The sequence below is a fragment of the Streptomyces sp. CAI-85 genome (genome assembly GCF_013363615.1).
GTDB classification, from domain to species: Bacteria; Actinomycetota; Actinomycetes; order Streptomycetales; family Streptomycetaceae; genus Streptomyces; species Streptomyces antibioticus_B.
Map to the genome: position 1 here is coordinate 22696 of NZ_JAANNX010000013.1, position 24904 is coordinate 47599.

At 71.8% G+C, this 24904-nt stretch carries 29 protein-coding genes; 19 read left to right on the forward strand and 10 right to left on the reverse strand.

The genetic code is table 11. The annotated features are described in order from the left end of the window. Nucleotides 1–23 precede the first annotated feature (23 nt). The 7 genes from G6W55_RS17300 (at nt 24) to G6W55_RS17330 (ending at nt 4199) form a co-directional block, all read left to right on the forward strand. Nucleotides 24–197, forward strand: coding sequence for a hypothetical protein (locus G6W55_RS17300; RefSeq protein ID WP_175521724.1), 174 nt, complete (start codon nt 24–26; stop codon nt 195–197). Nucleotides 198–299: 102 nt separating this feature from the next. Then, nucleotides 300–638: a MerR family transcriptional regulator gene (locus G6W55_RS17305; RefSeq protein ID WP_175521743.1), complete on the forward strand. Its 339-nt coding sequence runs from the start codon at nt 300–302 to the stop codon at nt 636–638. A gap of 232 nt (nt 639–870) precedes the next feature. After that, nucleotides 871–1074 (forward strand): cold-shock protein, encoded by a 204-nt coding sequence (locus G6W55_RS17310; RefSeq protein ID WP_005483357.1) that lies wholly within the window; start codon nt 871–873, stop codon nt 1072–1074. Nucleotides 1075–1351: 277 nt separating this feature from the next. Further along, nucleotides 1352–2953, forward strand: coding sequence for a DEAD/DEAH box helicase (locus tag G6W55_RS17315; protein WP_175521744.1), 1602 nt, complete (start codon nt 1352–1354; stop codon nt 2951–2953). Nucleotides 2954–3086: 133 nt separating this feature from the next. Further along, nucleotides 3087–3422 carry a CBS domain-containing protein gene (locus G6W55_RS17320; protein ID WP_051780160.1) on the forward strand — a complete coding sequence of 112 codons (336 nt, stop codon included), beginning with the start codon at nt 3087–3089 and terminating at the stop codon, nt 3420–3422. A gap of 15 nt (nt 3423–3437) precedes the next feature. After that, entirely contained in the window at nt 3438–3794 is a 357-nt protein-coding gene (locus G6W55_RS17325) for a hypothetical protein (RefSeq protein ID WP_175521745.1), read from the forward strand. A 183-nt stretch (nt 3795–3977) separates the two neighbouring features. Continuing rightward, entirely contained in the window at nt 3978–4199 is a 222-nt protein-coding gene (locus G6W55_RS17330) for a hypothetical protein (RefSeq protein ID WP_175521746.1), read from the forward strand. Nucleotides 4200–4498: 299 nt separating this feature from the next. Here G6W55_RS17330 and G6W55_RS17335 read toward each other — a convergent pair whose 3' ends face one another. Next, the gene (locus G6W55_RS17335) at nt 4499–5326 is read right to left on the reverse strand and encodes an inositol monophosphatase family protein (RefSeq protein WP_175521747.1); all 828 of its coding nucleotides are present in this window, start codon (nt 5324–5326) and stop codon (nt 4499–4501) included. 83 nt (nt 5327–5409) lie between these two features. On the opposite strand from G6W55_RS17335, the gene G6W55_RS17340 reads away from it, so the two are divergent. The 3 genes from G6W55_RS17340 to G6W55_RS17350 all read left to right on the forward strand — a co-directional run bounded on the left by G6W55_RS17340 (nt 5410) and on the right by G6W55_RS17350 (nt 6552). After that, on the forward strand, nt 5410–5622 hold the full coding sequence (locus G6W55_RS17340; protein WP_175521748.1) for a DUF4287 domain-containing protein: 213 nt from the start codon (nt 5410–5412) through the stop codon (nt 5620–5622). Between the two features lie 56 nt (nt 5623–5678). Then, nucleotides 5679–6089 carry a VOC family protein gene (locus G6W55_RS17345; RefSeq protein ID WP_175521749.1) on the forward strand — a complete coding sequence of 137 codons (411 nt, stop codon included), beginning with the start codon at nt 5679–5681 and terminating at the stop codon, nt 6087–6089. Between the two features lie 103 nt (nt 6090–6192). Further along, nucleotides 6193–6552, forward strand: a complete 360-nt coding sequence (locus tag G6W55_RS17350) for a carboxymuconolactone decarboxylase family protein (RefSeq protein ID WP_030781776.1) — start codon at nt 6193–6195, stop codon at nt 6550–6552. On the opposite strand, the gene G6W55_RS39575 is transcribed toward G6W55_RS17350, so the two are convergent. After that, nucleotides 6453–6854: a three-helix bundle dimerization domain-containing protein gene (locus G6W55_RS39575; RefSeq protein ID WP_354798518.1), complete on the reverse strand. Its 402-nt coding sequence runs from the start codon at nt 6852–6854 to the stop codon at nt 6453–6455. The genes G6W55_RS17350 and G6W55_RS39575 overlap by 100 nt on opposite strands. A 36-nt stretch (nt 6855–6890) precedes the next feature. Next, nucleotides 6891–7511, reverse strand: a complete 621-nt coding sequence (locus G6W55_RS17355) for a phosphoribosylanthranilate isomerase (protein WP_175521750.1) — start codon at nt 7509–7511, stop codon at nt 6891–6893. A 156-nt stretch (nt 7512–7667) separates the two neighbouring features. On the opposite strand from G6W55_RS17355, the gene G6W55_RS17360 reads away from it, so the two are divergent. Next, the gene (locus tag G6W55_RS17360; RefSeq protein ID WP_175521751.1) at nt 7668–8444 is read left to right on the forward strand and encodes a hypothetical protein; all 777 of its coding nucleotides are present in this window, start codon (nt 7668–7670) and stop codon (nt 8442–8444) included. 16 nt (nt 8445–8460) lie between these two features. Here the strand turns inward: G6W55_RS17360 and G6W55_RS17365 are convergent, their stop codons facing one another. Beyond that, nucleotides 8461–8826 (reverse strand): signal peptidase I, encoded by a 366-nt coding sequence (locus G6W55_RS17365; RefSeq protein ID WP_175521752.1) that lies wholly within the window; start codon nt 8824–8826, stop codon nt 8461–8463. Then, nucleotides 8823–10100 carry a wax ester/triacylglycerol synthase domain-containing protein gene (locus tag G6W55_RS17370; RefSeq protein ID WP_175521753.1) on the reverse strand — a complete coding sequence of 426 codons (1278 nt, stop codon included), beginning with the start codon at nt 10098–10100 and terminating at the stop codon, nt 8823–8825. The genes G6W55_RS17365 and G6W55_RS17370 overlap by 4 nt, the downstream gene beginning before the upstream one ends. Before the next feature lie 206 nt (nt 10101–10306). Between G6W55_RS17370 and G6W55_RS17375 the strand changes: the two genes are divergently transcribed. Together G6W55_RS17375 and G6W55_RS17380 are read left to right on the forward strand one after the other, a co-directional pair. Further along, entirely contained in the window at nt 10307–11485 is a 1179-nt protein-coding gene (locus tag G6W55_RS17375) for a macrolide family glycosyltransferase (RefSeq protein WP_175521754.1), read from the forward strand. Nucleotides 11486–11594: 109 nt separating this feature from the next. Next, nucleotides 11595–12080 (forward strand): VOC family protein, encoded by a 486-nt coding sequence (locus tag G6W55_RS17380; protein ID WP_175521755.1) that lies wholly within the window; start codon nt 11595–11597, stop codon nt 12078–12080. A gap of 578 nt (nt 12081–12658) precedes the next feature. On the opposite strand, the gene G6W55_RS17385 is transcribed toward G6W55_RS17380, so the two are convergent. From G6W55_RS17385 to G6W55_RS17400, 4 genes are all read right to left on the reverse strand, one after another. After that, nucleotides 12659–13324, reverse strand: coding sequence for an SMI1/KNR4 family protein (locus G6W55_RS17385; RefSeq protein WP_175521756.1), 666 nt, complete (start codon nt 13322–13324; stop codon nt 12659–12661). Nucleotides 13325–13576: 252 nt separating this feature from the next. Further along, nucleotides 13577–14890, reverse strand: a complete 1314-nt coding sequence (locus tag G6W55_RS17390) for an LCP family protein (RefSeq protein WP_175521871.1) — start codon at nt 14888–14890, stop codon at nt 13577–13579. Nucleotides 14891–15288: 398 nt separating this feature from the next. Then, nucleotides 15289–16986 (reverse strand): lysyl oxidase family protein, encoded by a 1698-nt coding sequence (locus G6W55_RS17395; RefSeq protein ID WP_254876306.1) that lies wholly within the window; start codon nt 16984–16986, stop codon nt 15289–15291. Nucleotides 16987–17208: 222 nt separating this feature from the next. Beyond that, nucleotides 17209–19371 carry a TerD family protein gene (locus G6W55_RS17400; RefSeq protein ID WP_175521872.1) on the reverse strand — a complete coding sequence of 721 codons (2163 nt, stop codon included), beginning with the start codon at nt 19369–19371 and terminating at the stop codon, nt 17209–17211. A gap of 199 nt (nt 19372–19570) precedes the next feature. Here G6W55_RS17400 and G6W55_RS17405 point away from each other — a divergent pair, with 199 nt between their 5' ends. The 5 genes from G6W55_RS17405 to G6W55_RS17425 all read left to right on the forward strand — a co-directional run bounded on the left by G6W55_RS17405 (nt 19571) and on the right by G6W55_RS17425 (nt 23698). Next, complete coding sequence (locus G6W55_RS17405; protein WP_175521758.1) at nt 19571–19978, forward strand: YciI family protein; 408 nt, start codon at nt 19571–19573, stop codon at nt 19976–19978. An 8-nt stretch (nt 19979–19986) separates the two neighbouring features. Continuing rightward, the gene (locus tag G6W55_RS17410; protein ID WP_175521873.1) at nt 19987–21132 is read left to right on the forward strand and encodes an RNA polymerase sigma factor; all 1146 of its coding nucleotides are present in this window, start codon (nt 19987–19989) and stop codon (nt 21130–21132) included. Between the two features lie 254 nt (nt 21133–21386). Further along, nucleotides 21387–22427: a glycosyl hydrolase gene (locus G6W55_RS17415; protein WP_309243746.1), complete on the forward strand. Its 1041-nt coding sequence runs from the start codon at nt 21387–21389 to the stop codon at nt 22425–22427. A gap of 126 nt (nt 22428–22553) precedes the next feature. After that, nucleotides 22554–23441, forward strand: a complete 888-nt coding sequence (locus G6W55_RS17420) for a M23 family metallopeptidase (protein WP_175521759.1) — start codon at nt 22554–22556, stop codon at nt 23439–23441. 68 nt (nt 23442–23509) lie between these two features. After that, the gene (locus G6W55_RS17425; protein ID WP_175521760.1) at nt 23510–23698 is read left to right on the forward strand and encodes a hypothetical protein; all 189 of its coding nucleotides are present in this window, start codon (nt 23510–23512) and stop codon (nt 23696–23698) included. Between the two features lie 37 nt (nt 23699–23735). On the opposite strand, the gene G6W55_RS17430 is transcribed toward G6W55_RS17425, so the two are convergent. Beyond that, nucleotides 23736–24221 carry a hypothetical protein gene (locus G6W55_RS17430; protein ID WP_175521761.1) on the reverse strand — a complete coding sequence of 162 codons (486 nt, stop codon included), beginning with the start codon at nt 24219–24221 and terminating at the stop codon, nt 23736–23738. 172 nt (nt 24222–24393) lie between these two features. Between G6W55_RS17430 and G6W55_RS17435 the strand changes: the two genes are divergently transcribed. Beyond that, nucleotides 24394–24900, forward strand: coding sequence for a hypothetical protein (locus tag G6W55_RS17435; protein ID WP_175521762.1), 507 nt, complete (start codon nt 24394–24396; stop codon nt 24898–24900). The last annotated feature ends 4 nt before the right edge of the window (nt 24901–24904 follow it).

The following is a 24904-nucleotide window of genomic DNA, read 5'->3' on the forward strand; positions in this document are numbered from 1 at the left end:
AGACACCCGAGGAGCTGGTCCGCTTGCTGGTGACCTTTCTGCTGCTCCTGCTCGTCGCCGTCGTGCTCGGCATCATCGGCGCGGCGGCGGAGGGCCTGGGCTGGCTGCTGGCCGTCGGCATCGCGCTCTTCGTGGCCGATGTCGTCCTCGCCGTGACGGTGTGGTCACAGCGCGCCCGCCGACGCCCAGTACGGTGACAACGACGATGTCCGCACCTCCACGAAATCCTGTCACGCCGACGACACCTTTTCGTACCCTGCGGAGTTAGGGTTGGGGCAGGTCCCCGAAACGAAGGTGCCATGCCCGCTGAGCAGACCCCGGCCGCCGGGAATCTCGACGACGACGACTACCCCGCCTACACCATGGGCCGGGCCGCCGACATCCTCGGCACCACACCCGCCTTCCTGCGGGCCGTCGGCGAGGCCGAGCTGATCACTCCGCTGCGTTCGGAGGGCGGCCACCGCCGGTACTCGCGCCGCCAGTTGCGCATCGCGGCCCGCGCCCGGGAGCTGGTCGACCAGGGCACGCCCATCGAGGCCGCGTGCCGGATCGTCTCGCTGGAGGACCAGCTCGACGACGCCCTCCGGCAGAACCAGGACATGCGCCGACGGCTCGACGAGAACCGCGCGAATATCTAGTCCGGCCGTTGCAGATATGCCAGGGCCAGCCGGATGACATTCCCCGACCCGTGCCGAAAAGACCTGGGGCCCGCCAGGCGACCTGTGTTAGCGTGATACCAGTTGCAGTTTTGGTTACCAGAGATTTGTTTTCTTTGCAGAGCTTTCCGGATCTTTCCGGAGGGGTGATCATCGCGGCGACTCGGATCCGCAAAGTGCGGGTTCTGGCACTGCCCCCCAAGGGAGATTCAATATGGCATCTGGCACCGTGAAGTGGTTCAACTCGGAAAAGGGCTTCGGCTTCATCGAGCAGGAGGGTGGCGGCCCGGACGTGTTCGCCCACTACTCGAACATCGCCACGTCTGGTTTCCGTGAGCTTCAGGAAGGCCAGAAGGTTACCTTCGACGTCACGCAGGGCCAGAAGGGCCCCCAGGCCGAGAACATCGTTCCCGCCTGACGCTGACGCGAACATCCTGTGACTGGGGCCCGCACCATTGGGGTGCGGGCCCCAGTCAGTTGTTTTCCCGGCCGTCCCGTGCGTCGTCGACGCCGCTGACGTCCCGGAGGCCCCTCATTCGCAGGGGCTCGCGGGTTTCCCGCTCAATCGCCGACCCGGCTTCTTCACGCCGCGTGACTCGGCCTTCGCTTTTTACCCGGCTCATTCTTGTGATTCTCGGCGCGGCCTCCGCCGCCGACCGGAATTCCTCGATACGCCGCATCGAGGAAGGTTCCCCATGAACCGCACCCGCCGAACCGGTGGCTCCGACCGCCTCCGCGCCGACCGCACCGACCGCAGTTCCACCCGTACGACGGGATCGGCCCGCGGCGGCCGCTCCCGTGCCCAGGAGCCGGGCCGCCAGGGTTCCCGCCCGGGCACCGGACGCTCGAACGGCCGACGGCCCGGCGCGAGCACCCGCCGCCAGGAGTTCGCCCCGCCGGTCACCCTCACCGAACCGCTGCCCGCGGTCGAGACGTTCGCCGAACTCGCCATGCCCGCACGGCTGCTGGCGGCCCTCGGCACCGAGGGCGTGACCGTGCCCTTCCCGATCCAGGCGGCCACCCTGCCGAACACGCTGGCAGGGCGGGACGTCCTGGGCCGCGGGCGCACCGGCTCGGGCAAGACCCTCGCCTTCGGCCTCGCCGTCCTGGCCCGGCTCGACGGACGGCGGGCCCAGCCCCGGCAGCCGCTCGCCCTGGTCCTCGTCCCCACCCGGGAACTGGCCCAGCAGGTCACCGACGCGCTCACCCCGTACGCCCGCGCCCTGCGGCTGCGGATCGGCACGGTGGTGGGCGGCATGTCCCTCGGTCGGCAGGCGAGCGTGCTGCGCGGCGGCGCCGAGGTCGTCGTCGCCACGCCCGGCCGTCTCAAGGACCTCATCGAGCGCGGCGACTGCCGACTGGACCAGGTCGAGGTCACCGTCCTCGACGAGGCCGACCAGATGGCCGACATGGGCTTCATGCCGCAGGTGACCGCGCTGCTCGACCAGGTCGCCGACGGCGGCCAGCGGCTGCTGTTCTCGGCCACCCTGGACCGCAACATCGACCTCCTGGTGCGGCGCTACCTGCACGACCCGGTGGTGCACTCGGTCGACCCGTCCGCGGGCGCCGTCACCACCATGGAGCACCATCTGCTCCACCTGCGCGAGGACGACAAGCACGCCGCCGCGACCGAGATCGCCGCCCGCGAGGGCCGGGTGATCATGTTCCTGGACACCAAGCACGCGGTGGACCGGCTGGCCAAGCACCTGCTGTCCGTCGGCGTACGGGCCTCGGCGCTGCACGGCGGCAAGTCGCAGCCGCAGCGCAACCGGACGCTCGCGCAGTTCAAGGACGGGCACGTCACCGTCCTGGTGGCCACCAACGTCGCCGCCCGCGGCATCCACGTCGACAACCTCGACCTCGTCGTCAACGTCGACCCGCCCACCGACCACAAGGACTACCTGCACCGCGGCGGCCGTACCGCACGGGCCGGCGAGTCCGGCACGGTCGTCACCCTCGTGCTGCCGCACCAGCGCCGCACGATGGACCGGCTGATGGCAGACGCCGGGATCACCGCGCGTACCGCCCGGGTCCGCCCCGGCGAGGCCGAACTGAGCCGTATCACCGGCGCCCGCACCCCCTCCGGGGTGCCCGTCACGGTCACCGCACCCGCCACGCCGTCGGCCGGCGGGCGGAGCGAGCGCGCGGGATCCGGGCGAAGCCGCAGGGCACGGGCCGCCGGTCGCGGTGGCGGCGGCGGACGTGGGGGCAGCGGCGGGGGCGGTATCGGCAGTGGCGGGTCCGGCACGCGGGCCGGGGCCCGGACCCGGCGTCCCGCTCCGAGGGACATCCCGTAGCGCCCGGCACGGCCGCCCCAGGACCGATGTCCCCCGCCCCGACGCAGAGGAGAAGCTCTTGACGCCGACCACGACCCACGCACCGCCGGCCGCCGGAACCATCGACGGCACCGGTCTGACCGCCCGTGACGCCATGTACGCCCTCGGCCCCCAGGTCGACGACCACATGACCGTCGACGTGGCCCTGTCCGTCCTCATCGGCGCACGCGTCCCGCACCTGCTCCTGCGGGACGACGATGGCCGGTGCGCGGGACTGGTCACACGGGCCCAGCTCGCCGCCCACCGCGGCGGCTCCTGGTACAGCGACCGCACCCGGCTGCGGGACATCCCGCTCGACCGCGGCCCGTTCACCTCGTCCGCGACCGTGCTCGGCGAGGCCGAGGACGCCATGCGGGTGCGGACCCAGGACGTCTCGCCCGTCGTCGACGAGCACGGCTACGCCCTGGGCGTCCTCAGCCTTCCCCTGTGACTAGGCTGTTCAGGTATGACGCACCCTGACGACCTGCTCGTCGCGATCGCCGCGATGGTCGAGTCGCGGCACAGCAGCCAGATGTCCCTGACCGTGGTGGTTCCGGGAGCCGTCATCACGGGACGGCTCGCCCCCGAGGCCCTGTGGAAGGAGCGGGTGGCCGAAGTCCTGCGGGACTCCGATCACCTGGGGCGGTTCGCTACCGCCTTCACCGCCTCCCACGGCGACAAGGAACCCACTCACCTGCACTTCCATGTGGCCCGCATCCTCCAGGGCAGCTTCGGCATCCCCGACTCGGGCGGCATGTACCGCGTCGCCCTGGAGGACGTGAGCGCCTGGACGATCGGGGACATCGGCTACTCCGACCAGTGAGGGCCGTACGCATCCGGCCGGTGAGCCCGTACGCATCCGGCCGGTGAGGCCCGTACGCACCGCGACACCCGGTCGCCGCCGTTCGGTTCATACGGCGGCGACCTGCGGCGTCCACGTTCGTGCCGAACCTGTGATGTGGTCGACCGCAGCCAACGGGACCCCTCCGGGCGCATACTGGGGTCAATGACTAAGCCTGCTGCTCCGAAGCGCCATCTGCCCACCAGCCCGTTCAAGGCTCCGGCCGTGCCGGCGCCCAAGCACTTCGCCGTGGGCGACCAGGTCACCCATGACATGTACGGCCTCGGCCGGGTCATCGGCATCGAGGACGGAATCGCGGCTCTCGTCGATTTCGGCTCGGCGCAGGAACGGATCCTGAGCCCGTACGCCAAGATGACCAAGCTCTGACCGGTTCATCGTCAGACCGCACCACGGCACCACGGCACCACCGCACACGAAAAGGGAGCACTCCCATCGAGCTGACCTCGCTGTTCTCCGCTGTCGAAGGCGCGCACCACCGCACCGCGGCCGTACTGCCGCCTCCGGCGACCGACCCCTTCCAGGCCCCCGACTTCGGGGACGACGAGACCTTCGCGTCCGACGACGCGCCAGGACAGGTCTCCGGCAGGGGCGCGGCCTGACCCGGGGCCGGTAGGCAGCCGGGTCCGTAGCGTCCGAGCCCACCGGACCGAGCCCACCGTGCCGAGTCAGCGGGGCCGACAGCGGGACCACACCCGCGCCGCCTCCTCCGCCGCGCCCGGCGCCGACAGCAGCAAGGGCTCGTCGTGGGCGGGAAGGCCGGGCAGCGCGAGCGCGCCCGCCTCCTGGGCGATCAGCAGGGCCGGAAGCCCGTCGACCGCGTGGAACTCACCGATCGCCGCCGCCGTCGCCCGTCCCGCCGCCACCTGGACCAGCGACAGGGCCGTCGAGCCCATCACCCGCACGGTGCAGTGGCGGGCCGCCAGTTCCGCGAGCAGCGCGTCCATGCCCGGCCAGTGGGCGTGCGCGGCCCACTCGGTGAGAAAGACATGGCCGGTCAGCGTGGTGTGACCGGCGGCGCGCACCGGGGTGCCGTTCAGACGCGCGCCCCGGCCGCGGACCGCGGTGAACGTCTCGCCGCGCCACGGATCCGCCACCACGCCCAGCAGCGGTGTGCCGTCGGGCGCGGCCAGGCCCAGGGAGAAGGAACACCAGCCGAGGCCGTGCGCGAAGTTGGTCGTGCCGTCCACCGGGTCGACCACCCAGTGCGGGGCGTCCGGACGGCCCTCGGTGGTGCCGTACTCCTCGCCCACGATCCCGTGCCCGGGGAACGCCTCGCCGAGCACGTTCCTGACATGCGTCTCCACCGCCTCGTCGGTGTCCGTGACGATGTCGGCGGGGCCGTCCTTCTGACGTACGGCGGCGGCACCGTACGCGCCACCGGTCCCGGCGTCGCGGATCGTCCGCGCCGCCCAGGCGGCCAGTTGCGTGGCGACGGCGAACGCGCGGTCGAGGTCGGGGTCCAGATCCAGGTCCAGGTCCAGGTCCACGAACATCTCCTCTCCCCACCGATGAGTTCCCGTCCGGACGCCGGTCATACAGAACGACCGACATCGCAACCGACGGGAGAACCGCTGCCATGACCGCCGCCGTGAAGGGCCCCGCGAGCTACTTCCCCTCCATCGAGAAGAAGTACGGCCGGCCGATCGCCGAGTGGAAGGACCTCATCCGCGCCTCGCCGCTGACCCGGCACATGGAGCTGGTGACCTGGCTGAAGTCCGAGCACGGTCTCGGGCACGGTCACGCCAACGCCCTCGTCGCCCACACGCTCGCGGAGCGCGCCGAGTCGTGAGACGCGCGCTACTGTCCGTCCCGCAAGCCCGAAATGCACTGTTCAGGGAGATTCTCATGGCCTCGCGACTCAACCCCTACCTCAGCTTCTCGGGCGACGCCCGGCAGGCGATGGAGTTCTACCAGGAGGTCTTCGGCGGCACGCTGAACCTCAACACCTTCGGCGACTTCGGCCAGGCCGGCACCCCCGAGGCCGACAAGATCATGCACGGCATGCTGGAGACCCCGGGCGGGTTCACCCTGATGGGCGCCGACACACCGCCGGGCATGGAGCAGACCGTGGGCGACAACTTCTCCGTGAGCCTGAGCGGTGACGACGACGCCGAACTGCGCGGCTGGTGGGAGAAGCTGTCCGCCGGCGGCACGGTGTCCGTACCGCTGGAGAAGCAGATGTGGGGCGATGTGTTCGGCATGTGCAAGGACCGCTTCGGCATCCCGTGGATGGTCGACATCGCCCAGTCCCACTGAGCCGGGATCCCCACCGAGCCGGAATGCGGGCGTCCGGGGTGACTCGTACGGTTTAGGGGCATCGCCGATGCATCCCCCCGAGCACGCACAGGAAGGTCTCCCCATGGCCACTGATTCCGAGGCGCCCGTCCTCGAGACGCTCGCCGCCATGACCGTCGACTCGCTCGAACGGTGTGGACTGGACGACGAGACGCTGATCGTCACCCGGCTCGCCGCCCTCGTGGCGATGGACGCCCCGGCGGTGTCGTACCTGGCCCACATCGATCCCGCGATCAAGGCCGGGATGACGGTCGAGCGGCTCCAGGACGTCCTGGTCGCGATCGCCCCCGTGGTGGGCACCGCGCGCGTGATGTCCGCCGCCGGTCATCTCGCCGAGGCGTTCGGGTTCGCCATCGCGCTGGCCGAGACCGAGGCGGAGGCGATCGCGCGGGCGGAGGAGCGGAGCCGGGGCGCCAAGGGCTGATCGCCCGCTCCCGCTCGGCACGCGTCGAGGGTGGCCCGGGCGCGGCGTTCGGTGAGGATCGGGACGAAGGCGCGGACCCGGGCGTCCCGGAAGACCTCGTACGCGTCCCGGACCGCCGCCTCGACGGTGGCGGTGTCGAGGGAGTCGTAGGCGAGGAGCAGACGCCCCACGACATCGCGTACGGCGTCGGACTCCCCCTGTCCCCGCTCGCTACGTCCCTGCTCTCCCTGGCCCCGCGAGGTCGTAGGCGGCATGGATCTCACCGACCTCCCGGGCGCCCGACGCAGTTCCGCCACCCACATTGTGCGGCGGTCCCCGGAAGATCGCCCGCCGTGGCGTCACGCGCCGCCGCGCGCCGCCGCCACGAAGGTTCTGATCAGGGCCGGGTCCTTCACACCGCGCGTCGCTTCCACGCCGCTGGAGACGTCGACGCCCCAGGGGCGGGCCGCGTCGACGGCGGCCCGTACGTTCTCCGGGGTGAGGCCCCCGGCGAGCAGCCACTTCTCGCCCGGGGCGGGCGCGGGGCCGCCGGACCAGTCCCAGGCGACACCGGAACCCGGCACCGGCGCGTCGAGGAGCAGCAGGTCCTCGCCCATCTCCCCGCAGCGCGGCACCGAGTCGCCGAAGGCCGCCGCGCGGATCAGCGTCCAGCCGCCGGCGCCCAGGTCGTCGTAGTACTCGCGGCCCTCGGAGCCGTGGAGCTGGACGGCCCCGATGCCGGCCTCGGCGGCGACGGACCGGACGTCGGCCAGCGGCTCGTCGCGGAAGACGCCGACCGTCAGCACATGCTCCGGGACCCGGCGGCACAGCCGTGCGGCCGTCGCCGGGTCGATCCGGCGCGGGCTGGCGGAGAAGACGAACCCGACGGCGTCCGCGCCGGCCTCGACGGCGGTGTCCACGTCCCGCTCGGTCTTCAGCCCGCAGATCTTGACGAAGAGGTGATCACTGGAGTCGCTCACGGCCCCAGCCTGCCGTATCGGGCCCCTGACCTGCCGACCGGAACCCCGTAAGCGGTTACGTAGTTATACCGACGTGGGCGCTCCCCGCGCGCCGGTACGGTCCGGGAGGGCGCGTCAACGCCCTTCTGTGATCGCGCAGTTCAGGGGGGGTCGGCCGTGCTCGGCTGTCTGGGTGTCGTGTTGTTCCTCGTCGTCGTCGGCGAGTTCCTCGTCCTCCCGGTCTGGATGCACGATCTGCTGGCGGCGCAGACCCCGCCCCAGGAACTGGGCTTCGGCGAGACCGCGTTGCTGACCCTGGGTTCGCTGCTGGCGGCGCTGGTGGTCGTGTGGACGTCGGGCCGTCGCAGGCCGGGGATGCTGTGGGCGGCGGCCGGGCGGGCGGTGCTGCTCCTCGGGCTGTGCCTCGCGGCGGCCCTGGGGGTGCGGCAGCAGTTCGGCACGGAGTACTGGAATCTGCTGGCGGCCGGCGAGAGCCTGGCGGCGGGGGCGACCGCGTTCGGCTTCCGGCGGCTGCTGCGGCGCTGGGAGCGGGGCCGGCCGCAGCCCGGCGAGGTGTGGCTGGCGCTGGTGCCGTTCCGGGACCGTGACGAGGAGGCCCAGCACTACTGCGTGGTCGTGGGACGCGGTCCGGGGCACGCCCGGGTCCTCCAGATCACCTCGCAGAACAAGGACGGGCGGGCCGGGTTCGTGCGGATGCCCAACGACGGCTGGGACGTCCGTTCCGGGAAGGACCACTGGATGGAGCTGGGTCCGGTGCCGCGCGAGGTGCCGTACCGGAAGTTCCTCAAGGAGTACCCGCAGGGGCCGTGCCCGCGGCCCACGTGGCGGCAGATCCGGGCGGGCTATCCGCAGGAGGATCCGCTGCGGGCGGTTCTGGCCGGGGTGCGGCGGGTGCGGGGGAGGATCGCGCGGCTGCGGGCGGCCGGGGGGTGACGCCTCGGGGTTCGAGTCAGGGGCTCGTGGCGTATCCGGGCACGGACGGCCAGCGCACGGTCAGGACGACCGACTCCTCCTCCGCGTACCAGGAGTGGTCGACGCCCCGGCCCCACACCACGTAGTCGCCCTGTTCGGCGAGGAGGACGGTGCGGCCGGGGAGTTCGACGCGGAAGCGGCCGCTGACGAGGACCAGCAGGGCGGTGCGTGCCTCGCCGGTCACCCAGTGGGCGCGCTCGTCGCCGCGCGGGTGGACGCCCCACTTGATCTCGACGTCCTCGCTGTGCCGGGGGTCGGCGGGGTCCTTGAAGTGGCCGAGGAGCCAACCCCGGTCCAGGGCGGCGTCCTTGCCCGCGTTGCCGACGTACACCGTGTCGTTCATGGACCGGGAACGTAGCACCCGCCGCTTCCGGCCTGCCCGAGCGAGCGCAGCTCGTGCAGGAACTCCTCCGCCAGCAACTCGGCGTCCTCCGCACCGGAGTTGGTCGTCACGCTGAGGGTGTGGCCGCGGGCGCAGCCGCCCAGGGCGAAGGTGACGGTGTCGGCCGGCGGGATCATCGGCACGAGGTTCACCGCGCGCAGCTTCCGCCCGGCGAGGGTGCGGCCGCCCTCGCGCAGATGGACGTAACTACAGGCGGCGGGCGCGTAGTCGGGGGCGAAGAGGCGGTCGCGGGCCAGCGCCGAGGTGGTGCCGGGGAGGGCCGTGACGAGGCCCTCGACGAGCCGTTCCACCGCGTTACGGCGTCGGATCGTGGTCGTGAGCAGTCCGGCGCAGGCGGCGAGCCGGGCGGCCGGGCCGGGGAGGGAGACGGGGGCCGGGACGCGGACGTTCGTGAAGGCGTTGCCGAGGAAGTCGCCGCTGTCCGGCGGGCGTTGGTCGACGGGGACGGAGAGCCAGACCTGACGGGAGGCGTCGTCCGGGTCGGCGCCCGGGCCCCTGAGGAGGCAGGACCGCAGGACGCCCGAGACGGCGGCGAGGAAGACCTCGTTGGTCGTGGCGCCGGGGTGCCCGTCGGCGCCGTTCGCGAGGCGGGCGGCCCGGACCTCGTCGGGCGGGAGGCGTACAACCGTGTACGCGGGCGCACGGTCGCCCTTGGCGGGGAGGGGGACCGGCAGTCCGACGGTGAGCACGCCGGGACCGCCGACGGGCACGCGCCGCAGCGGTCCCGGGTCCGCGAGGGACGCCGGGACGTCCACGGGCGGGGCGCCGTCGAGGAGGGCGCGCAGGAGCGTGGTGACGGAGCGGCCGTCGAACAGGCTGTGGTGCATACGGAACAGCAGGGTGAAGTCGCCGTCCGCGGTGCCGCGCAGGAGGTGGAGGTTCCAGGGCGGGCGGCCGTCGGGGAACGGGGTGTGGAACCAGGTGCGGACGGCGTCGGGGAGCGTGACGTCGTCGTGGCGGAGGTGTGCGGACGGGTCGACGCCCCGGGTGTCCGCCGGGAGCCAGCGATGGCGGCGGGCGCCGCGCCGGTCACGGACCAGCGTCCGCGCCAGCCGGGGTACGCCGGCCCAGCGCTCGGCGACCAGGTTCCGCAGTTCGGCGGGGGTGGGCGGGGTGCCCGTGAAGTCCAGGGCGACCCCGGCGTTGGGCGGGCCGAACGGCCAGCGGGCCATGCCCTCCTCCATGAAGGGCAGGCGGGCTCCGGATCCGGGCATGGGCGGCTCCTGTCGTGAGGTCCGGATACCTCAACTGCCGTACGGGGCCGCCGGTCACGCCGTCAACGCGGCGGAGGCCCGTGCTCCCTGATGGAGTGACGTTTCGGCGCGGGAGGGTCACGGACGGGTCCGACGGTTCGTTGAGCAGAGCCGCGCACCACACCGCACCGCCCGCCGTACCCCGCACAGGACAGGACCCTCGCAACGTGTCTGGCACGAGTCCCGCTCACATCGCCTTCGTCAACCTGCCGATGCAGGGGCACGTCAACCCGACCCTGGGCGTGGTCGAGGCGCTCGTACGGCGGGGCCACCGGGTCACGTACGCGATCACCGAGGACTTCGTGCACCCGGTGAAGGCGGCGGGCGCGGAGCCGGTGCTGTACCCGGTGGACCGGGGTGACGGCTCGGAGCCGCCGGAGCGGCTGTCCGAGGGCCTGGCCCTGGCCGTCCACGTCTCCCTGGGCTCCCTCCCGGCGCTCACCCGCGCCTGGGCCCGCGACCGGCCCGACCTGATCGTCCACGACGTCTACGGCTTCGCGGGCCTCGTCCTCGGCGCGCAGTGGGGGATCCCGGCGGTTCTCTTCTCCCCGACCCATCTGAACTACGACGGCATCATCCCGGAACTCTTCGACGGCACCCCGGACTTGACCGCCCTGCCCGGCTACTCCGCCCTCGCGGCCGCCTTCACCGACCGCGGCCTGGACAGCTCCCACATCCGGCGGACCGAGGCCCCGCCCTACGCGATCGCCACGCTGCCCCGCGCCTTCCAGCGCCGCCCGGAGACGGTACGGGCGCGGCGGGTCGCCTACGTCGGTCCGGCCCTGGACGACCGTTCGTACCAGGGGTCCTGGCAGCCGCCGTCCCCGGACGCGCGGGTGCTGCTGATCTCCCTGGGCTCGCAGTTCACCCGGCGGCCGGATTTCTACCGGGCGTGCGTGGAGGCGTTCGCGGACGGGGAGCACCATGTGGTGATGGCGGTGGGCCAAGGCGTGCCCCTGTCCCAACTCGGGCCTCTCCCCGCCAACTTCGAGGTGCGCGAGCAGGTGCCGCAGCTCGCCGTGCTCGCCCACGCGGACGCGTTCGTCACGCACGCGGGGATGGGCGGCACGATGGAGGCCGTCCAGCACGGCGTCCCGATGGTGGCGGTCCCGCAGATGGCCGAGCAACGCGTCAACGCCCGTCAGATCGAGGACCTACGGCTCGGCGTCCACCTCCCGCGCGAGGAGGCGACCCCGACGGCACTGCGAGACGCGGTACGGCGGGTGACGTCCGATCCGCTGATCCGCGCGGGAATCTCTTCCCTGCGCTCCGAACTCGCCTGCGCGGGAGGGGCGTCGGCAGCGGTCGCTCTGATCGAGGAGGCCCTCACCGCCGGGCGAACGTGACGAACTCCGTCCATGCCTGTGGAGTTCTCCAAAACGCCGTCCAGCCGTCTTCCTGGCCTTTGGCTTAAATGCTCGGATCTTTGCGCAAGGAATCGAGTACCGTAACACCATGGGCGTATCAATGCGTGTTGTCGAGCTGGAGTGTACTGACCCGATCGAACTGGGCAAATTTTGGAGCGCTGTACTGGAGTCCCCGATGGGGCCAGGCGTAGACGGCGTCCACATTGGCTCCCAGGGTTCCGATGCCCCGATTTCGCTCTATCTCGTCGAGGAACGTGGTTCTGAACGTTCCCGGGCCCGAATCCGTTTGTGGCTGACCCCCATGGAGGGGTCCCTTGCCGATGAGGTCACGAGATTGACGAGGCTAGGTGCAGTCATCGTCGAGGAACGTTGGACTCTAAAGCAATGGGGCATTGGCGTTGTGGTGATGGCCGACCCCGAAGGAAACGAATTCTGTGTTGAATCCAGCCCCGCTGAGGCAGCCGAGGCGGAAAGGAGATTCGAGGCCGAACCTGACAAGCTGGACGAGGAAATGACAGCAGCCACAGGCAAGGAAAAGGTGGCGTTTGCTGAAGTTGACCGACCGGCGGAGTGAAGCGAAGGGCCGGCCTCTCTCAAGAAGTCGACCCTTCCCTGCGGGCAGCAACGCCAAAGAGCCGCGCCCCGACGCTCACTATCCGCAGTACAAGCTCACCTTGGAGCTGTCAACGATTTTTGTGCCGCACGAGCCCCAACCGCTGTCTTTGTGAGCCACGGTGCCGATACCCCTCATGATGCTCACCTGAAAGCGGCACGCGTCAGGTTTCGGAGTTGTACAGTCTCCGATCTTCCCTGACCCCCCGATCGTTGACTGGGTTATTTACCCAGGACTGTTGGCGGTGAAGTAACACCCGACCACCACTCGGGCGGCTGCCGTTTCCACGTTTGCCTGCGCAGTGGAGGACCCACTCTCTGCAGCAGCCGGCGGGGCGGTCACCCCGACGGCAGCAAACATCGCCACAGCCGCTAATGAAATCTTCGCACGATCTCTGATGACTCCCCCTTGGTCGATCACGCCGGAAATGCGGTCTACATTCGGCGACATCAAGTCTTTCGCCGACCCGGGGGACTCCGCAAGCACATCTCAGCCAAAGGTGCACATCGCGGATCGGCATTCGTAATTTACGAAATAAACTACGCCCCGGTCTGCGCCTCCGCTTTCTCCAGCCAGCCCAGATACCAGTCTGCGAACGTCATCCCGAGGGGTTCGAGGTCGGTGTCGTCGGCTCGGGGGTCGGACCAGACCGTGCCGCGGTGGACGCCCGTGACGACGAGCCATTCGCGCTGGGCGCAGCCGAGGTGGCAGATCGGTATCGCCCCGGCCGTGCGCTCGGGGGCGAACAGCGGGCCCTCGTACCAGCGTTCCTCCCACGCCTCGTACTCCTCGTCGAAGGCGTCAATGTCCTCGTACTCCTCCTCGTCGGGGCGTTCGGCGAGGAGCGCGGCCACCACGTCCGGGTCCGGGCCGTGTTCGGGGAACGGGTGGGACAGCAGGGTGAGGTCGGCGAGGTCCGCGCCGTCGCCCTCCCAGCGCCAGCGGCCGTCCACCCGCCGGACCGGGAAGACGCCGTACGCCGGGCCCGCGCCACCCGCTCCGACCTCGCACAGGAAGGAGCGGTACTGCTCCGGCAGCCGTACCCCGAGCTGGGTCTCCAGGTCGGTGAGCTGCGCCTCGGTGAGCGGGTCGGCCAGCTCCCACCCGTGGCCGTGCGCCCCGAAGACGTCACCGCCGGCCGGCCGCGCGCCCAGTTCCGTCACGCGCCGCCGGACGTCCGCCCAGGTCCGTGTCTCGTCGTTCATGGGCCCGACCGTACGGCCCGCCACCGACAGTCGGGCACAACGAACGAGTCCCACCCCGCCTGACACGGGATGGGACTCGTTCTTCTGGAGCGCCGGGCAGGGCTTGCACCTGCATTTCCCCGCAGGAAGCGGGGCGTCTTACTTGGACCACCAACGCAGAGGGCGTTCACCGTTTTTCTGTGTCCCGGTGACCGGCTCAACGAGATTGATCATAAGTACGACCGGGATCTCGGCGCAAGCCCCGTCCGCACGTCAGGCGACGTCGCCGGTCTTCAGCTCGGGGCCCACGGTGAGGGTGACGACCCCGGCGGCGGCCGCCGGATCCGCCGTGGCCTTGACGCCGGGCAGCCGGGAGGCGATGGCCGCGGCCTGCCGCTCCAGGCCGGGCGGGGCGGTGACGGTCGTCTTCGCCACGGAGGCGGGCGCGTTGCCCGTGCCGGCGACGGTGTAGCCGGCCAGCCGCAGCTTGTCCGCGACGGCGGCGGCGCGGCCGCCGATGCCGGTGCCGTTGAGGACCTGGACCCTCACCTGGGAGGCGTACAGCAGGTCCTCGACGTCCGCCTTCAGCTCCGCCTTGGTCGTCTCCTTGTCCCGGGCCAGCGCGGTGAACAGGTCGGTGGCCTGCGGGTACTGCCAGACGACGTTGGCCTTGTCGGTCGGTACGTCGGCCTCGCGCGGGTAGTTGGGCACGGTGAGGAAGGACAGCCGGTCGCTCGGGATGCCCTTCAGCTCGTCGGCCAGGCCGTAGAGCTGCTTGATGCCGGCCAGGTCGGGGTCGGCGGTGAGGGACTTGGTCGCGGCCTGCATGAAGCCGTACAGCGCGTCGGGGCTGGTGAGCTTCTTCTGCGCCTTCCCGGCGAGGGCGTCCATGAACTCCTGCTGGCGGCCGATGCGGCCGATGTCGGAGTTGTCGCCGACGCCGTAGCGCACCCGGACGTAGCCGAGGGCGGTCTCGCCGTCGACGGTCTGGCAGCCGGCCTTCATGTTCAGCTTGGCCTTGTCCGACTTGATGGGCTGCTCGGGGCAGACCTCGATGCCGTCCAGCGCGTCGACCATGCCCTTGAAGCCGGAGAAGTCGATCGACATGAAGTGGTCGATGCGCAGTCCGGTGTGGGCCTCGACGGTCTTGATGCTGCACGCGGCCGCCTCGGCGACGTCGCCGCTGATGCCGCCTATGGCGAACGCCTCGTTGATCTTGCCCTTGTGGGGGGAGGACGTCTTGCCGTCGCCCATCTGGCAGGCGGGTATCTGCACATAGGAGTCGCGCGGGAAGGACACCACCGCGGCCCATTTCCGGTCGGCCGGGATGTGCAGCACCATCAGCGTGTCCGACTGCATGGTGGTCAGGTCCTTGCCGTACTTGGCGTTGGCGCCGTCCCGGCTGTCGGAGCCGACCAGCATGATGTTCTTCGAGCCCGGGCTGAGGTTCTCGGGCCGGTCGCCGCCGAGCTTGTCGTCCACGTCGGCGGCGCTGATGTTGTCGTTGAGGTCCTGGTAGATCCAGGCCCCGACGCCGCCGATGCCGAGGACGACGAGGGCGGTCACTCCGGCGCCCCAGGCGAGGATCTTTCCCCGCCGGGTGAGCCGCGTGCCGCCGGTGCCGCGACCGCCCGTTCCGGTGCCGCCGGTACCGCCGCTGCCGGTCCTTCGGGCCGCGCCGCGACCCGCCGGAGCATGACCCCGCCTTCTCGTTCCGCTCACCGGCGTTCGCTCCTCCGCATCGGCCGTCTCACCCCGTACACCGTGCTCGGATCGTCGGCTTCGGTCACCGCCGGACGTCGGAACCTTGCACGCGACGTGACATACGTCCCGAGAGCATCGGACGACTCAGGAGACTCACGGAACATCAGAACGGTTGCCCGAATGTGGTGTTCGGCACGTGGGGCCAGGGGCGCCCTCCGTCCCGGCCCCGCGCGGTGCGGGACCGGGACGGCGGGCGTGCCCTCAGGGCGTGTCACCGTGTGTCACGGGGCGTTGATCAGGTCGAACGGCGGGACCTTCACCGTGCGGGCGCCCGGGGTGCCCCCGAGGACGACCTTGCGCAGCGACACGTTGTTCTTGAGGTTGGTCTCCTTCAGCCGCTTGGCCGGGTTGGCGACGACCTCGATGTAGTACGTGCCGTTCGGCAGGTCGGTGATGTCGAAGGACTGGCCGGGACGGTACTGGGTGTAGGTGTCGCCGGAGCCGACGTCGAGGACCTCACGCACCGAGATGGAGTTCTGCTGGCCGCAGGCGGTCGACAGATCGGTGTTGTAGGGGTGCCAGTTGGCGTTCTTCACCGTGTAGTCGATCGCGTCGGTGTTGGCCAGGCAGAACGCCTCCTTGCCACTCTTGACGATCTCCTTCTTGTCGGCGGCGAGCAGGTGGTAGCTGGCGAAGTCCGTGAAGTGCCAGTGCTCGTGGCCGATGCGCGGGTCCCACTCCATGGTGCCGGTGGGCGTGTAGCCGATCTGCTTGCCCTTGGCGTCGTAGAAGTACTGGTAGGCGTCCATCAGGCCGGCGCCGGGCTTGCGGAAGCCGTCGACGACGAGCGGTGCGGGTCCCGCGTTCCACACGTTGGCGCTGAAGGCGAGGTAGTCCTTGCCGGGGGCGTCGCCGTCCTCGCCGTCGGTGACCGCGATGTCCCAGGCCGGGAGCGAGCGCAGGTCGGGCTTGGGGGCGTCGGCCGGCACGGAGGCCCGGCCGGTGGGCCGCTTGGCGGCGGCCTTCAGCGCGGGCGAGACCCGGGAGCCGTCGGTGTGACCGGGGCCGTCGCCCAGGTGGTGGGCGAGGCCGCGGTCCTCCAGCGCGTGCGAGAGGGCACCGGGGGTCGGGGCGTCGGCGCCGCGGGGGCCGTAGTGATGCCCGCCGCCCTGGGAGTGAGCACCGCCGTGCCCACCGGCGTGCGCACCGCCATGGGCCATGGAGGAACGGCCGGCGGCACCGGCGCCGCCCTCTCCGCCGCCCTCCCCCTCGCCGACCTGCCGGACCGTCACCTTGATGGTGGGCCGGGTGTCGGGGATCCCGAAGAGGTCGCGGTACTTCTTGGCCACGGACACCTTGGCCGTGTACTCGCCGGCCGGCAGGTCGACCGGGTGGTCGTAGTCGACGGCGGTGGTGTTGGCCGCCCAGCCCTTCTCGACGCCCCAGACGGAGCCGAGCGTGAAGGGGTTGCCGGGGCAGCTCTGCGGATAGTGCGAGGTGGCCGGGGCGTCCGGGCGGAGCCGGCCGGAGGCGTTGTTCGGACAGAAGGTGCCGGTGGTCTTCTGGACCTCGGCGCCGGCTGCGTCCTTGATGGACACCTCCAGGAAGCCGGGCAGCCCGGAGAAGTCCTTGACGGTCCCGGCGGGCAGGGTCTTCGTCGTGGTCCGGGTGCCGTCGCGCAGGATCTGCTGGGCGACCACCGGGTCCTTGTACGACTTGCGCGTCACCTTGAACTCCAGCGGAGCCTTGTCGACGGTGACGTAGGTGCCGAGGTCCAGGAAGACCCCGGGCTCCCCCTCCCAGCGGTCGAGGGTCACGGCCGTGGACGCGGCCACGAGCTTGAGCACCGGCTTGCCGGGCGTGGCCGGCGCCGCGCCGGCACCGGGGGCGGCCCCGGCGACGGCGGCGACGACGGTCAGCGCGGCCCCCGCGGCGAACGCCCCGCGCCTGATTCCCTTGCGGTGTTGCGGTCTGGTCATCGGTTCCTCGTCTGCGAGTGCCATGGTCAGTGGCAGCGGACCGGACAGCCCACCCCGGCCATCGCACGAACGCGTCCCCACGCGCCCCGGCCGAAACTGTGAGCACCCTGTCAGAGAGGCAAAGGGCTTGCGAGGGTTGCCTGTTGCCCCGAACTCCCGCGAAACACCACCCCTGCGAGTGAGCCGTGAACCGATCCGCCCCCGGGAAACGATGAGTGTTCGTCAGCCCCCCGCCGCCGGCTCCACGGCGGCCGGCCGCCGTACGGCAGGAGGATCGAGATGCGTGAGGACCGTCCCGTGGAAGCGCTGTACGGCGTCGTCGACACTGCGGATGAACCCGGTCTCGGCGCTGCCGCGGCCGTTGCCCATGCCCTTGAAGAGGGTGAGGCGGAAGCCGGTGATGCGCGCGCCGCTCCGGGGCAGCAGATCGGCGGGTTCCGGGCGCAGCCGCTCCAGCGTGCCGCGCGGACCCGCGCCCTCCTCCACCAGCGTCTCCACATGAAGGTCCGCCGGCGCCTCCGCCAGCCGCCGCACGAGCCGCTTCGCCCAGGTCAGGGGGTAGCCCTGCTCGGGTGCCGGGATCTCGACGGAGGTGCGCAGCCGCCCGGTGCGCAGATCGGCGCCGACCGCGAGGACACCCGGTGCCCCCTCGATGCGCAGTTCCGCCCGCAGCCTGCCCTCGGCGCACAGTTCGTCGGCCATCCGGGCGCGCCGGGCCCCGGGGTCGGTGCCGCGCCGGGCGCGCTGGACGGGCAGGACCTTCTGGCCGAGTTCACCGCCGAGCCCCAGGGACACCTGGCGGACGAGCCGCTCCCAGCTCTCCACCACCTCCAGCGCCCGCGGGTCGCCCTGGCACAGGGTCTCGTCCTCGATGCCCTTGCGGACGGGCACCCAGGCGGCGCCCATGTTCTGGAAGCCGTGGCAGCCGGAGTTGTCGTGCTGGAGGTAGTGCAGGAGTTCCTGGAGCAGCCAGGCGTGGGCGCTGTTGCCGACGCCCTCGTGCCGGATCAGCAACTGCGCCTGGTGGGCGACCTCGGCCCAGGACAGATGGCGCAGGGCCACCTTGTGCTTGCGCCGCCCGTCGATCTTCACGTCGACCAGCGGGCTGCCCTCCAGGGCGACGTCGTTGGAGAGGGTGATGACCGCCTCGTAGCCGCGCCGGGCGGCGATGTCCATGTACGCCTGCACCTGCTCGGACCTGAGCGGGTTGCCGTTGGTCTTGGTCTCGACGAGCGCGGTCCACAGCTTTCCGGCGCGCTCCACCCGGATGATCCCGTCGGGGCGCCTCGGGGTGTCGCCGTGCGGCAGGGAGACCTCGGTGAAGGTCTCCATCCGGCCCGTGGGCGCGCCGAAGGCGGCCGTGAGCCGGCGCCCGAACTCCGGGACCTGCGCCATCACGGACAGCAGGACCGAGGTCGCCCGGGTCTCGCGGTCCCGGTCGCTCTTCAGCGCGGAGACGGGGAAGAGCCGGGCGCCCTTCCAGGAGTCGTTCTCCGCGAGGGACTTCTTCACCGCCTTGGGGAGCGTGACCTTCTTGCGGGCGGTGCGGGGGCGGGCGGCGGCCTTGGGCGGCTTCCCGTCGTCTCCTGCGGGGCGCGGCGAGGGCAGCGCGGGGAGGGCGTCCGGGGGCGGGGCGGGCAGCGGGGGTTCCGATTCCCCGGGGGCGGCGGGGGCCGGGTGCGCTCCGGACGCGGCCCCGGCCCCGATCTCGGCCTCAGCCCCGGTCTCGGCCTCAGCCCCGGTCTCGGTCTCGGTCTCGGTCTCGGTCGAGGTGCCCTCTTCCGCCGCCTCGGCGGCCGCCTGTGCCTCGGCCTCGGCCTGTGCCTCCGCCGCCGTCTCGGCCTCCGCGTCGTCGTCGATGTCGACGCCGAAGTCCGTGGCGAGACCGGCGAGACCGCTGGCGTAGCCCTGTCCGACCGCCCGGAACTTCCAGTCGTCCCCGCGCCGGTACAGCTCCCCGAAGATGAACGCGCTCACCGCCCCGGGGTCGTCCACGGCGAACCGGAGCAGGTCCTCGCCCGATCCGTCGGCGAGGGTGACCCGCAGGTCCTCGAGTTCGTCGAAGCGGGCGCCCTCGTAGCGGCTCGCGGCGACGACGATCCGGTCCACCTCGGCCGGGATCGCGGTCAGATCGAAGCCGATCCGGTCCTCGCTGCCCTCGCCGACCGGCACCTTCCCCAGCAACTGGACGCTGCCGTCCGGGGCGACCGGATGGTTGTAGAAGTAGAAATCGGCGTCGTCACGGACCTTTCCGTTCGCGTCCAGCAGCAGCACCGACACATCGGCATCGCCCTCGCCCGTCGGGCTGGCCCACCCCAGGCTCACGATCACCGCGTCGACGTTCTCGCTCAGCGACGCCAACCCCACGTTGGCGCCCTTGACCATGTCGTGCACAAGACCCCCCTTGTACGACCCCACCAGTACGACCCACTTTTGTGACGCGCGACACACGCAGCGCCCGGGGAGACTCTAGTGGCACGGGAGCCGCCCGGGGCGTGATGTCGAGAAGCGGCGGGCGGCTCCGTCCCCGGGGTGAGCGTGGCCGATCGGAGCCGCGTCGGGCGTATCCAGAAGGAGAAGGACGATGGCCAAGTACCTGCTGCTGAAGCACTACCGGGGCGCCCCGGCCGCGGTGAACGACGTGCCCATGGAGCGGTGGACGCCGGAGGAGATCTCGGCGCACATCCAGTACATGCGGGACTTCGCGGACCGGCTGGAGCGGAGCGGCGAGTTCGTGGACGGGCAGGCGCTCGCTCCCGAGGGGATGTGGGTCCGGTACGACGGTGAGGGGCGGCCGCCGGTCACCGACGGGCCGTTCGCCGAGACCAAGGACCTCATCGCCGGCTGGATGGTGATCGACGTCGACGGTCAGGAGCGTGCCCTGGAACTGGCCGGGGAGCTGTCGGCCGCCCCCGGCGCGGGCGGGAAGCCGATCCACGAGTGGCTGGAGGTGCGCCCGTTCCTGGCCGCGCCGCCCACCATCACGGACTGATCCCGGTGCTGGACGAGGCGCTGCTGCGGAGTCTCACGCCGGGTGTGCTGGGGATCCTCGTCCGCCGCGGAGCCGACTTCGCGGCAGCCGAGGACGCCGTACAGGACGCGCTGGTCGAGGCCGTCCGGGTGTGGCCGGAGGATCCGCCGCGGGACGCGAAGGGGTGGCTGGTCACCGTCGCCTGGCGGCGGTTCCTGGACGCGACCCGGGCGGACACGGCCCGGCGCCGGCGGGAGGACCTGGTCGAGGAGGAACCGGCGGCCGGGCCCGCGTCCGCCGTGGACGACACGCTCCGGCTCTACTTCCTGTGCGCGCATCCGTCGCTGACGCCGTCGTCCGCCGTCGCGCTCACTCTGCGGGCGGTCGGTGGGCTCACCACCCGCCAGATCGCCCGCGCCTATCTGGTGCCCGAGGCGACGATGGCGCAGCGGATCAGCCGGGCCAAGCGCACCGTCTCCGGGGTGCGCTTCGACCGGCCCGGCGATGTCGCCACCGTGCTGCGGGTCCTCTACCTGGTGTTCAACGAGGGCTACTCCGGCGATGTCGACCTCGCCGCCGAGGCGATCCGGCTCACCCGGCAGCTCGCCGCCCGGGTCGACCACCCCGAGGTGGCGGGGCTGCTCGCGCTGATGCTGCTCCACCACGCCCGGCGCGCGGCACGCACCGGGCCCGACGGCAGCCTGGTGCCGCTCGCCGATCAGGACCGGAGCCGCTGGGACACCGCGTCGATCGCGGAGGGCGTGGCGATCCTCCAGGCGGCCCTGGCCCGGGACCGGCTCGGCGAGTTCCAGGCGCAGGCCGCCGTCGCCGCCCTGCACGCCGACGCGCCCAGCGCCGAGGACACCGACTGGGTGCAGATCGTGGAGTGGTACGACGAGTTGGTGCGGCTGACGGACAACCCGGTCGTCCGGCTCAACCGCGCGGTGGCCGTCGGCGAGGCGGACGGACCGCGCGCCGGACTCGCCGCGCTCGCGGCGCTGGACGACTCGCTGCCCCGTCACACCGCGGCGGCCGCGTACCTCCACGAACGCGACGGCGACCTGGCGACGGCGGCACGCCTGTACGCCGAGGCGGCCCACAAGGCACCCGACCTCGCCGAGCGCGACCATCTGACCCGTCAGGCCGCCCGGCTGAACGCCCGCCTCGGCCGCTGACGGTGTCCCGGCGAGGGTGTCCCGACGGCGTTCCCGACGACGGTGTCCTGACGGCGTTCCCGACGACGGTGTCCTGACGGCGTTCCCTGCGAGGGTGTCCTGACGGCGTTCCCGACGAGGGTGTCTTGACGGCGTCCACGGCAAAGGTGGGTTGACGGGGTCCACGGCAAAGGTGGGTTGACGGCGTCCCCGATACGGGTGTTTCGGGGGCGAATCGGGCGCGTGCACGGGGCGCGTGGCGTCATCATGAGCCGGTGCCCCCACCCGTGGCTTCCTCGCCTCGCCCCCCGCGCGCCCTGCTGTCCCTGATCCTCGTCGTCCTCGTCCTGCTCGCGGCACCCGCCTGCACACCGGGCGGGGAGCGGGCGACGGGCGCGCCCGACGCGAAGGCGCCCGACGGCCCGCGCCCCCGGGCGACGACCCGGGCCGCGCCCCCGCCCTTCGGGGCGTATCTCGGGCACGGTCAGGAGGGGGTGCGGCGGGTCTCCGGGCTCGACGGCTGGCTCGGCCCGGCCACCCCCAAGGTCGGACACGCCTATCTGCCGGGCGACCGCTGGTACAACATCGCGGGCGCCACGAACGACCTCGACCACTGGGCGCGCTGGCGCAAGGCCCGCTCCGACCGGCTGTTCGTGCTGAACGTGCCGATGCTGGAGCGCGCCGAGGCCCATCTGCCCGACTCCGTCGTACGGCGCGAGCTGCGCAGGGGCGCGGACGGGGCGTACGACGGGCACTTCCGCACGCTGGCCCGGCGGCTGATCTCGGTCGGGCTGCCGGACACCGTGCTCGTCGTCGGCTGGGAGATGAACGGCATCACCTACACCCACCGGTGCGGCCCCGACCCCGCGGCCTGGAAGGCGTACTGGGTGCGGATCGTGACGGCGATGCGGTCGGTGGACGGTCAGCGGTTCCGGTTCGAGTTCGCGCCCAACCGGGGCATCGACGCCGTCCCGTGGCCCCGGTGCTACCCGGGCGACCGGTACGTCGACGTGATCGGCATGGACGCCTACGACCAGCCGAACGGCATGACCTTCGCCCAGCAGCGCGACGAGCCGTACGGGCTGGCCGAGCACGTGCGGTTCGCGCGGGCGCACGGCAAGCCGATCGCGTACCCGGAGTGGGGGCTGTTCCGCAACGGCGACAACCCGGCCTATGTGCGCGGCATGCTGAACTGGTTCGCCCGGCACCGGCCGCTGTACCAGACCATCAGCGACTACTGCCCGCACGGTGTGTGGTGGTGCTCCGGGAACCCGAAGTCGTCGGCGGAGTACCACCGGCTGATGACGGGGCGGTGAGGGTGGGGGTGTTGGTGGGGGTGATGGTGGGGCGTGACGTGGTTGCGGGGCCGTTCGGTTGAATGAACTGCGCGTGTCCTGCCCCGTGGCCCGCCCTGGGGATCCCACCGGTCCGATGATCCCAAGATGCGACGAGTATCTTGCGCCCGCGTCCTCCCACTGGCCCTTCTGCTGGTGACGCTCGCCGCCGTGCCCGCCGACGCGGGGGCGGGCGGTGCGGGGGCCGGTGCCGGTGCCGGTGCCGTCGGGACTGTCGACTCCGCCCGGGGTGAGGCGGCGCGTGCCGTCCGCGCCCACGAGACGGCCCGCGCGCGCGTCGACCGGCTCCGTGCGGCCGACGCCCTGCCCACGAAGATCAAGTCCGCCGAGCGTCGCCGTAAGAAGATCCGCGCGGACCTGTGGGACATGCTGTGGGCGGCGGGGCGCGCCTCCGGCGACCCGGTCGCCGTGAACAAGTCCGGCCGGGGCGGGAAGTGCGCGTTCCAGAGCCGGGGCAAGAAGAAGAGCAAGGGCAAGAACACCGGTAAGAGCACGGGCAAGGGCAAGGTGACGGCGAAGGGAACAGCCAAGGCGACCGCGGAGAAGAAGGCCAGGGACACCGCCCGTTCCTGGACCGCCCCCACCCGTGACTACTGGCTCTCCGCCGGATACGCCGCCTCGGGCGCCCGGTGGGTCCACCGGCACACCGGGCAGGACTTCGCGGTGCGCACCGGCACCCCCGTGTACGCGGTCGGTCCGGGCACGGTCCGTGCGACGACCTGCGGTGACGGGTTCGGCAACCAGGTGGTCGTACGGCATCCCGACGGCTACTTCACGCAGTACGCGCATCTCTCCCGCATCGACGTCCGCGCCGGCAAGCGCGTCAAGGCGGGCCAGCGGCTCGGACTGTCCGGCGCCACCGGCAACGTCACCGGCCCCCACCTCCACTTCGAGGTACGGATCACCCCGTACCTGGGCTCCTCGGTACCGCCCCTGCCGTGGCTGCGCCGGAAGGACGTACGGGTGGTCCGCTGACCACAGGTGGGACACTGCGCGCGTCGTACGTCGCACGTCACCGCGACGGAGGGGGAGGGAGCCGGGGGATGAGCCGACGGCGTTATGTGGCCCGGGGCGTGCCCGGCGGCTACCGGATCTGGGACAACCGCCGCCAGGGTCCCTGGGGCGACTTCTACGAGCTGTGCCCTGACGAGCTGATCGCCGCGCTGAACTCCGGGGCGGACCAGGCGCGGATCGTCGAGTTGATGCGCCGGTACAAGAAGGCGCGCCGCTGACCGGGTCCGCAGCCGTCCGCCGTCCAGCGCCCCCCGCCTACCGCCCCCGCAGATCCGGTCGGTACGCGAGCAGGGCCCAGATCACGATGATGTCCAGGGCGATGAGGATGACCGACCAGACCGGGGCGTAGGGCAGGAACAGGAACTGCACGATGACGCTCAGGGAGGCGAGCGCGACGCCGCTGTAGCGGGCCCACTCGGCATCGCGGAACAGCCAGGCGCCCGTCGCCGTCGTCACGACGCCCACGCACAGCAGGATCCAGCCCCACGCGGTGAGGTTCATCTCGTAGGCGTAGCTGAGCAGCACCGCGTACACGTCGTCCTCGGCGATCGCGGCGATGCCCTGGAGGATGTGCAGCAGCCCGCTGACCAGCATCAGCACACCCGCGAGGGCGACTCCCCGGTGCGCCGCGCCGCCGCGTCCGGCCCAGTGCGGGGCCGGTCCCGAGGGGTCGGTGCCCTGGTGGGAGGGGTCCCAGATCGGCGGGCCCTGGGAGGGGCGGGACTGCGACTGACCGCTCATGGCACTACCCCGTCTCTGTCGCTCTGTCGCCGGGTGGATCCGCCCTACGAGCATCCGTCCGGGTGAAGCCCCGCACCACGGGGACTGGGCCGTCCGGGCGAGCCGGCATGCGGGCCGGAGCAGGCGGGCCTTCACTGGAGGGAGGCCCCGCAGGTAGCACCAGGAGGCAGTCATGCCGCGCACGCCGCGCATCAAGAGCACGTTGCTGCTGACGGCCGCGGCGGTCTGCTGCGCCACCGTCCTGACCGGCTGCTCGGACGACAACACGCCGTCGTCGGTGTCGTCCGCCGCCAGCCAGGCCGCCTCCGCCGCCGAGTCGCTGGGCCGGGAGGCGGGTTCGGCCGCGTCGTCGGCGTTCGCGTCGGCGACCGCGGAGGCGGGCCGGAAGCTGGACGAGATCCAGGACGGCGTCGATGTGAAGTCCGACGTGAAGCTGGGCACGCCCGGTACGGACGGGGGCCGTGCGACCGTCGAGGTCACCGTCACCAACACCGTCGACTCGGCGAAGTCCTTCGCCGTCCAGGTCGACTTCACGGACACCAGCGGCAACCGGCTCGACGCGGTCGTCGTCACCGTCTCCGACGTGGCCGCCGGCGCGGACGGCACGGCGACCGCGCGCAGCAACCGCGACCTGTCGGGCGAGGTGAAGGCGGAGGTGGCGCGGGCGGTGCGGTACTGACGTC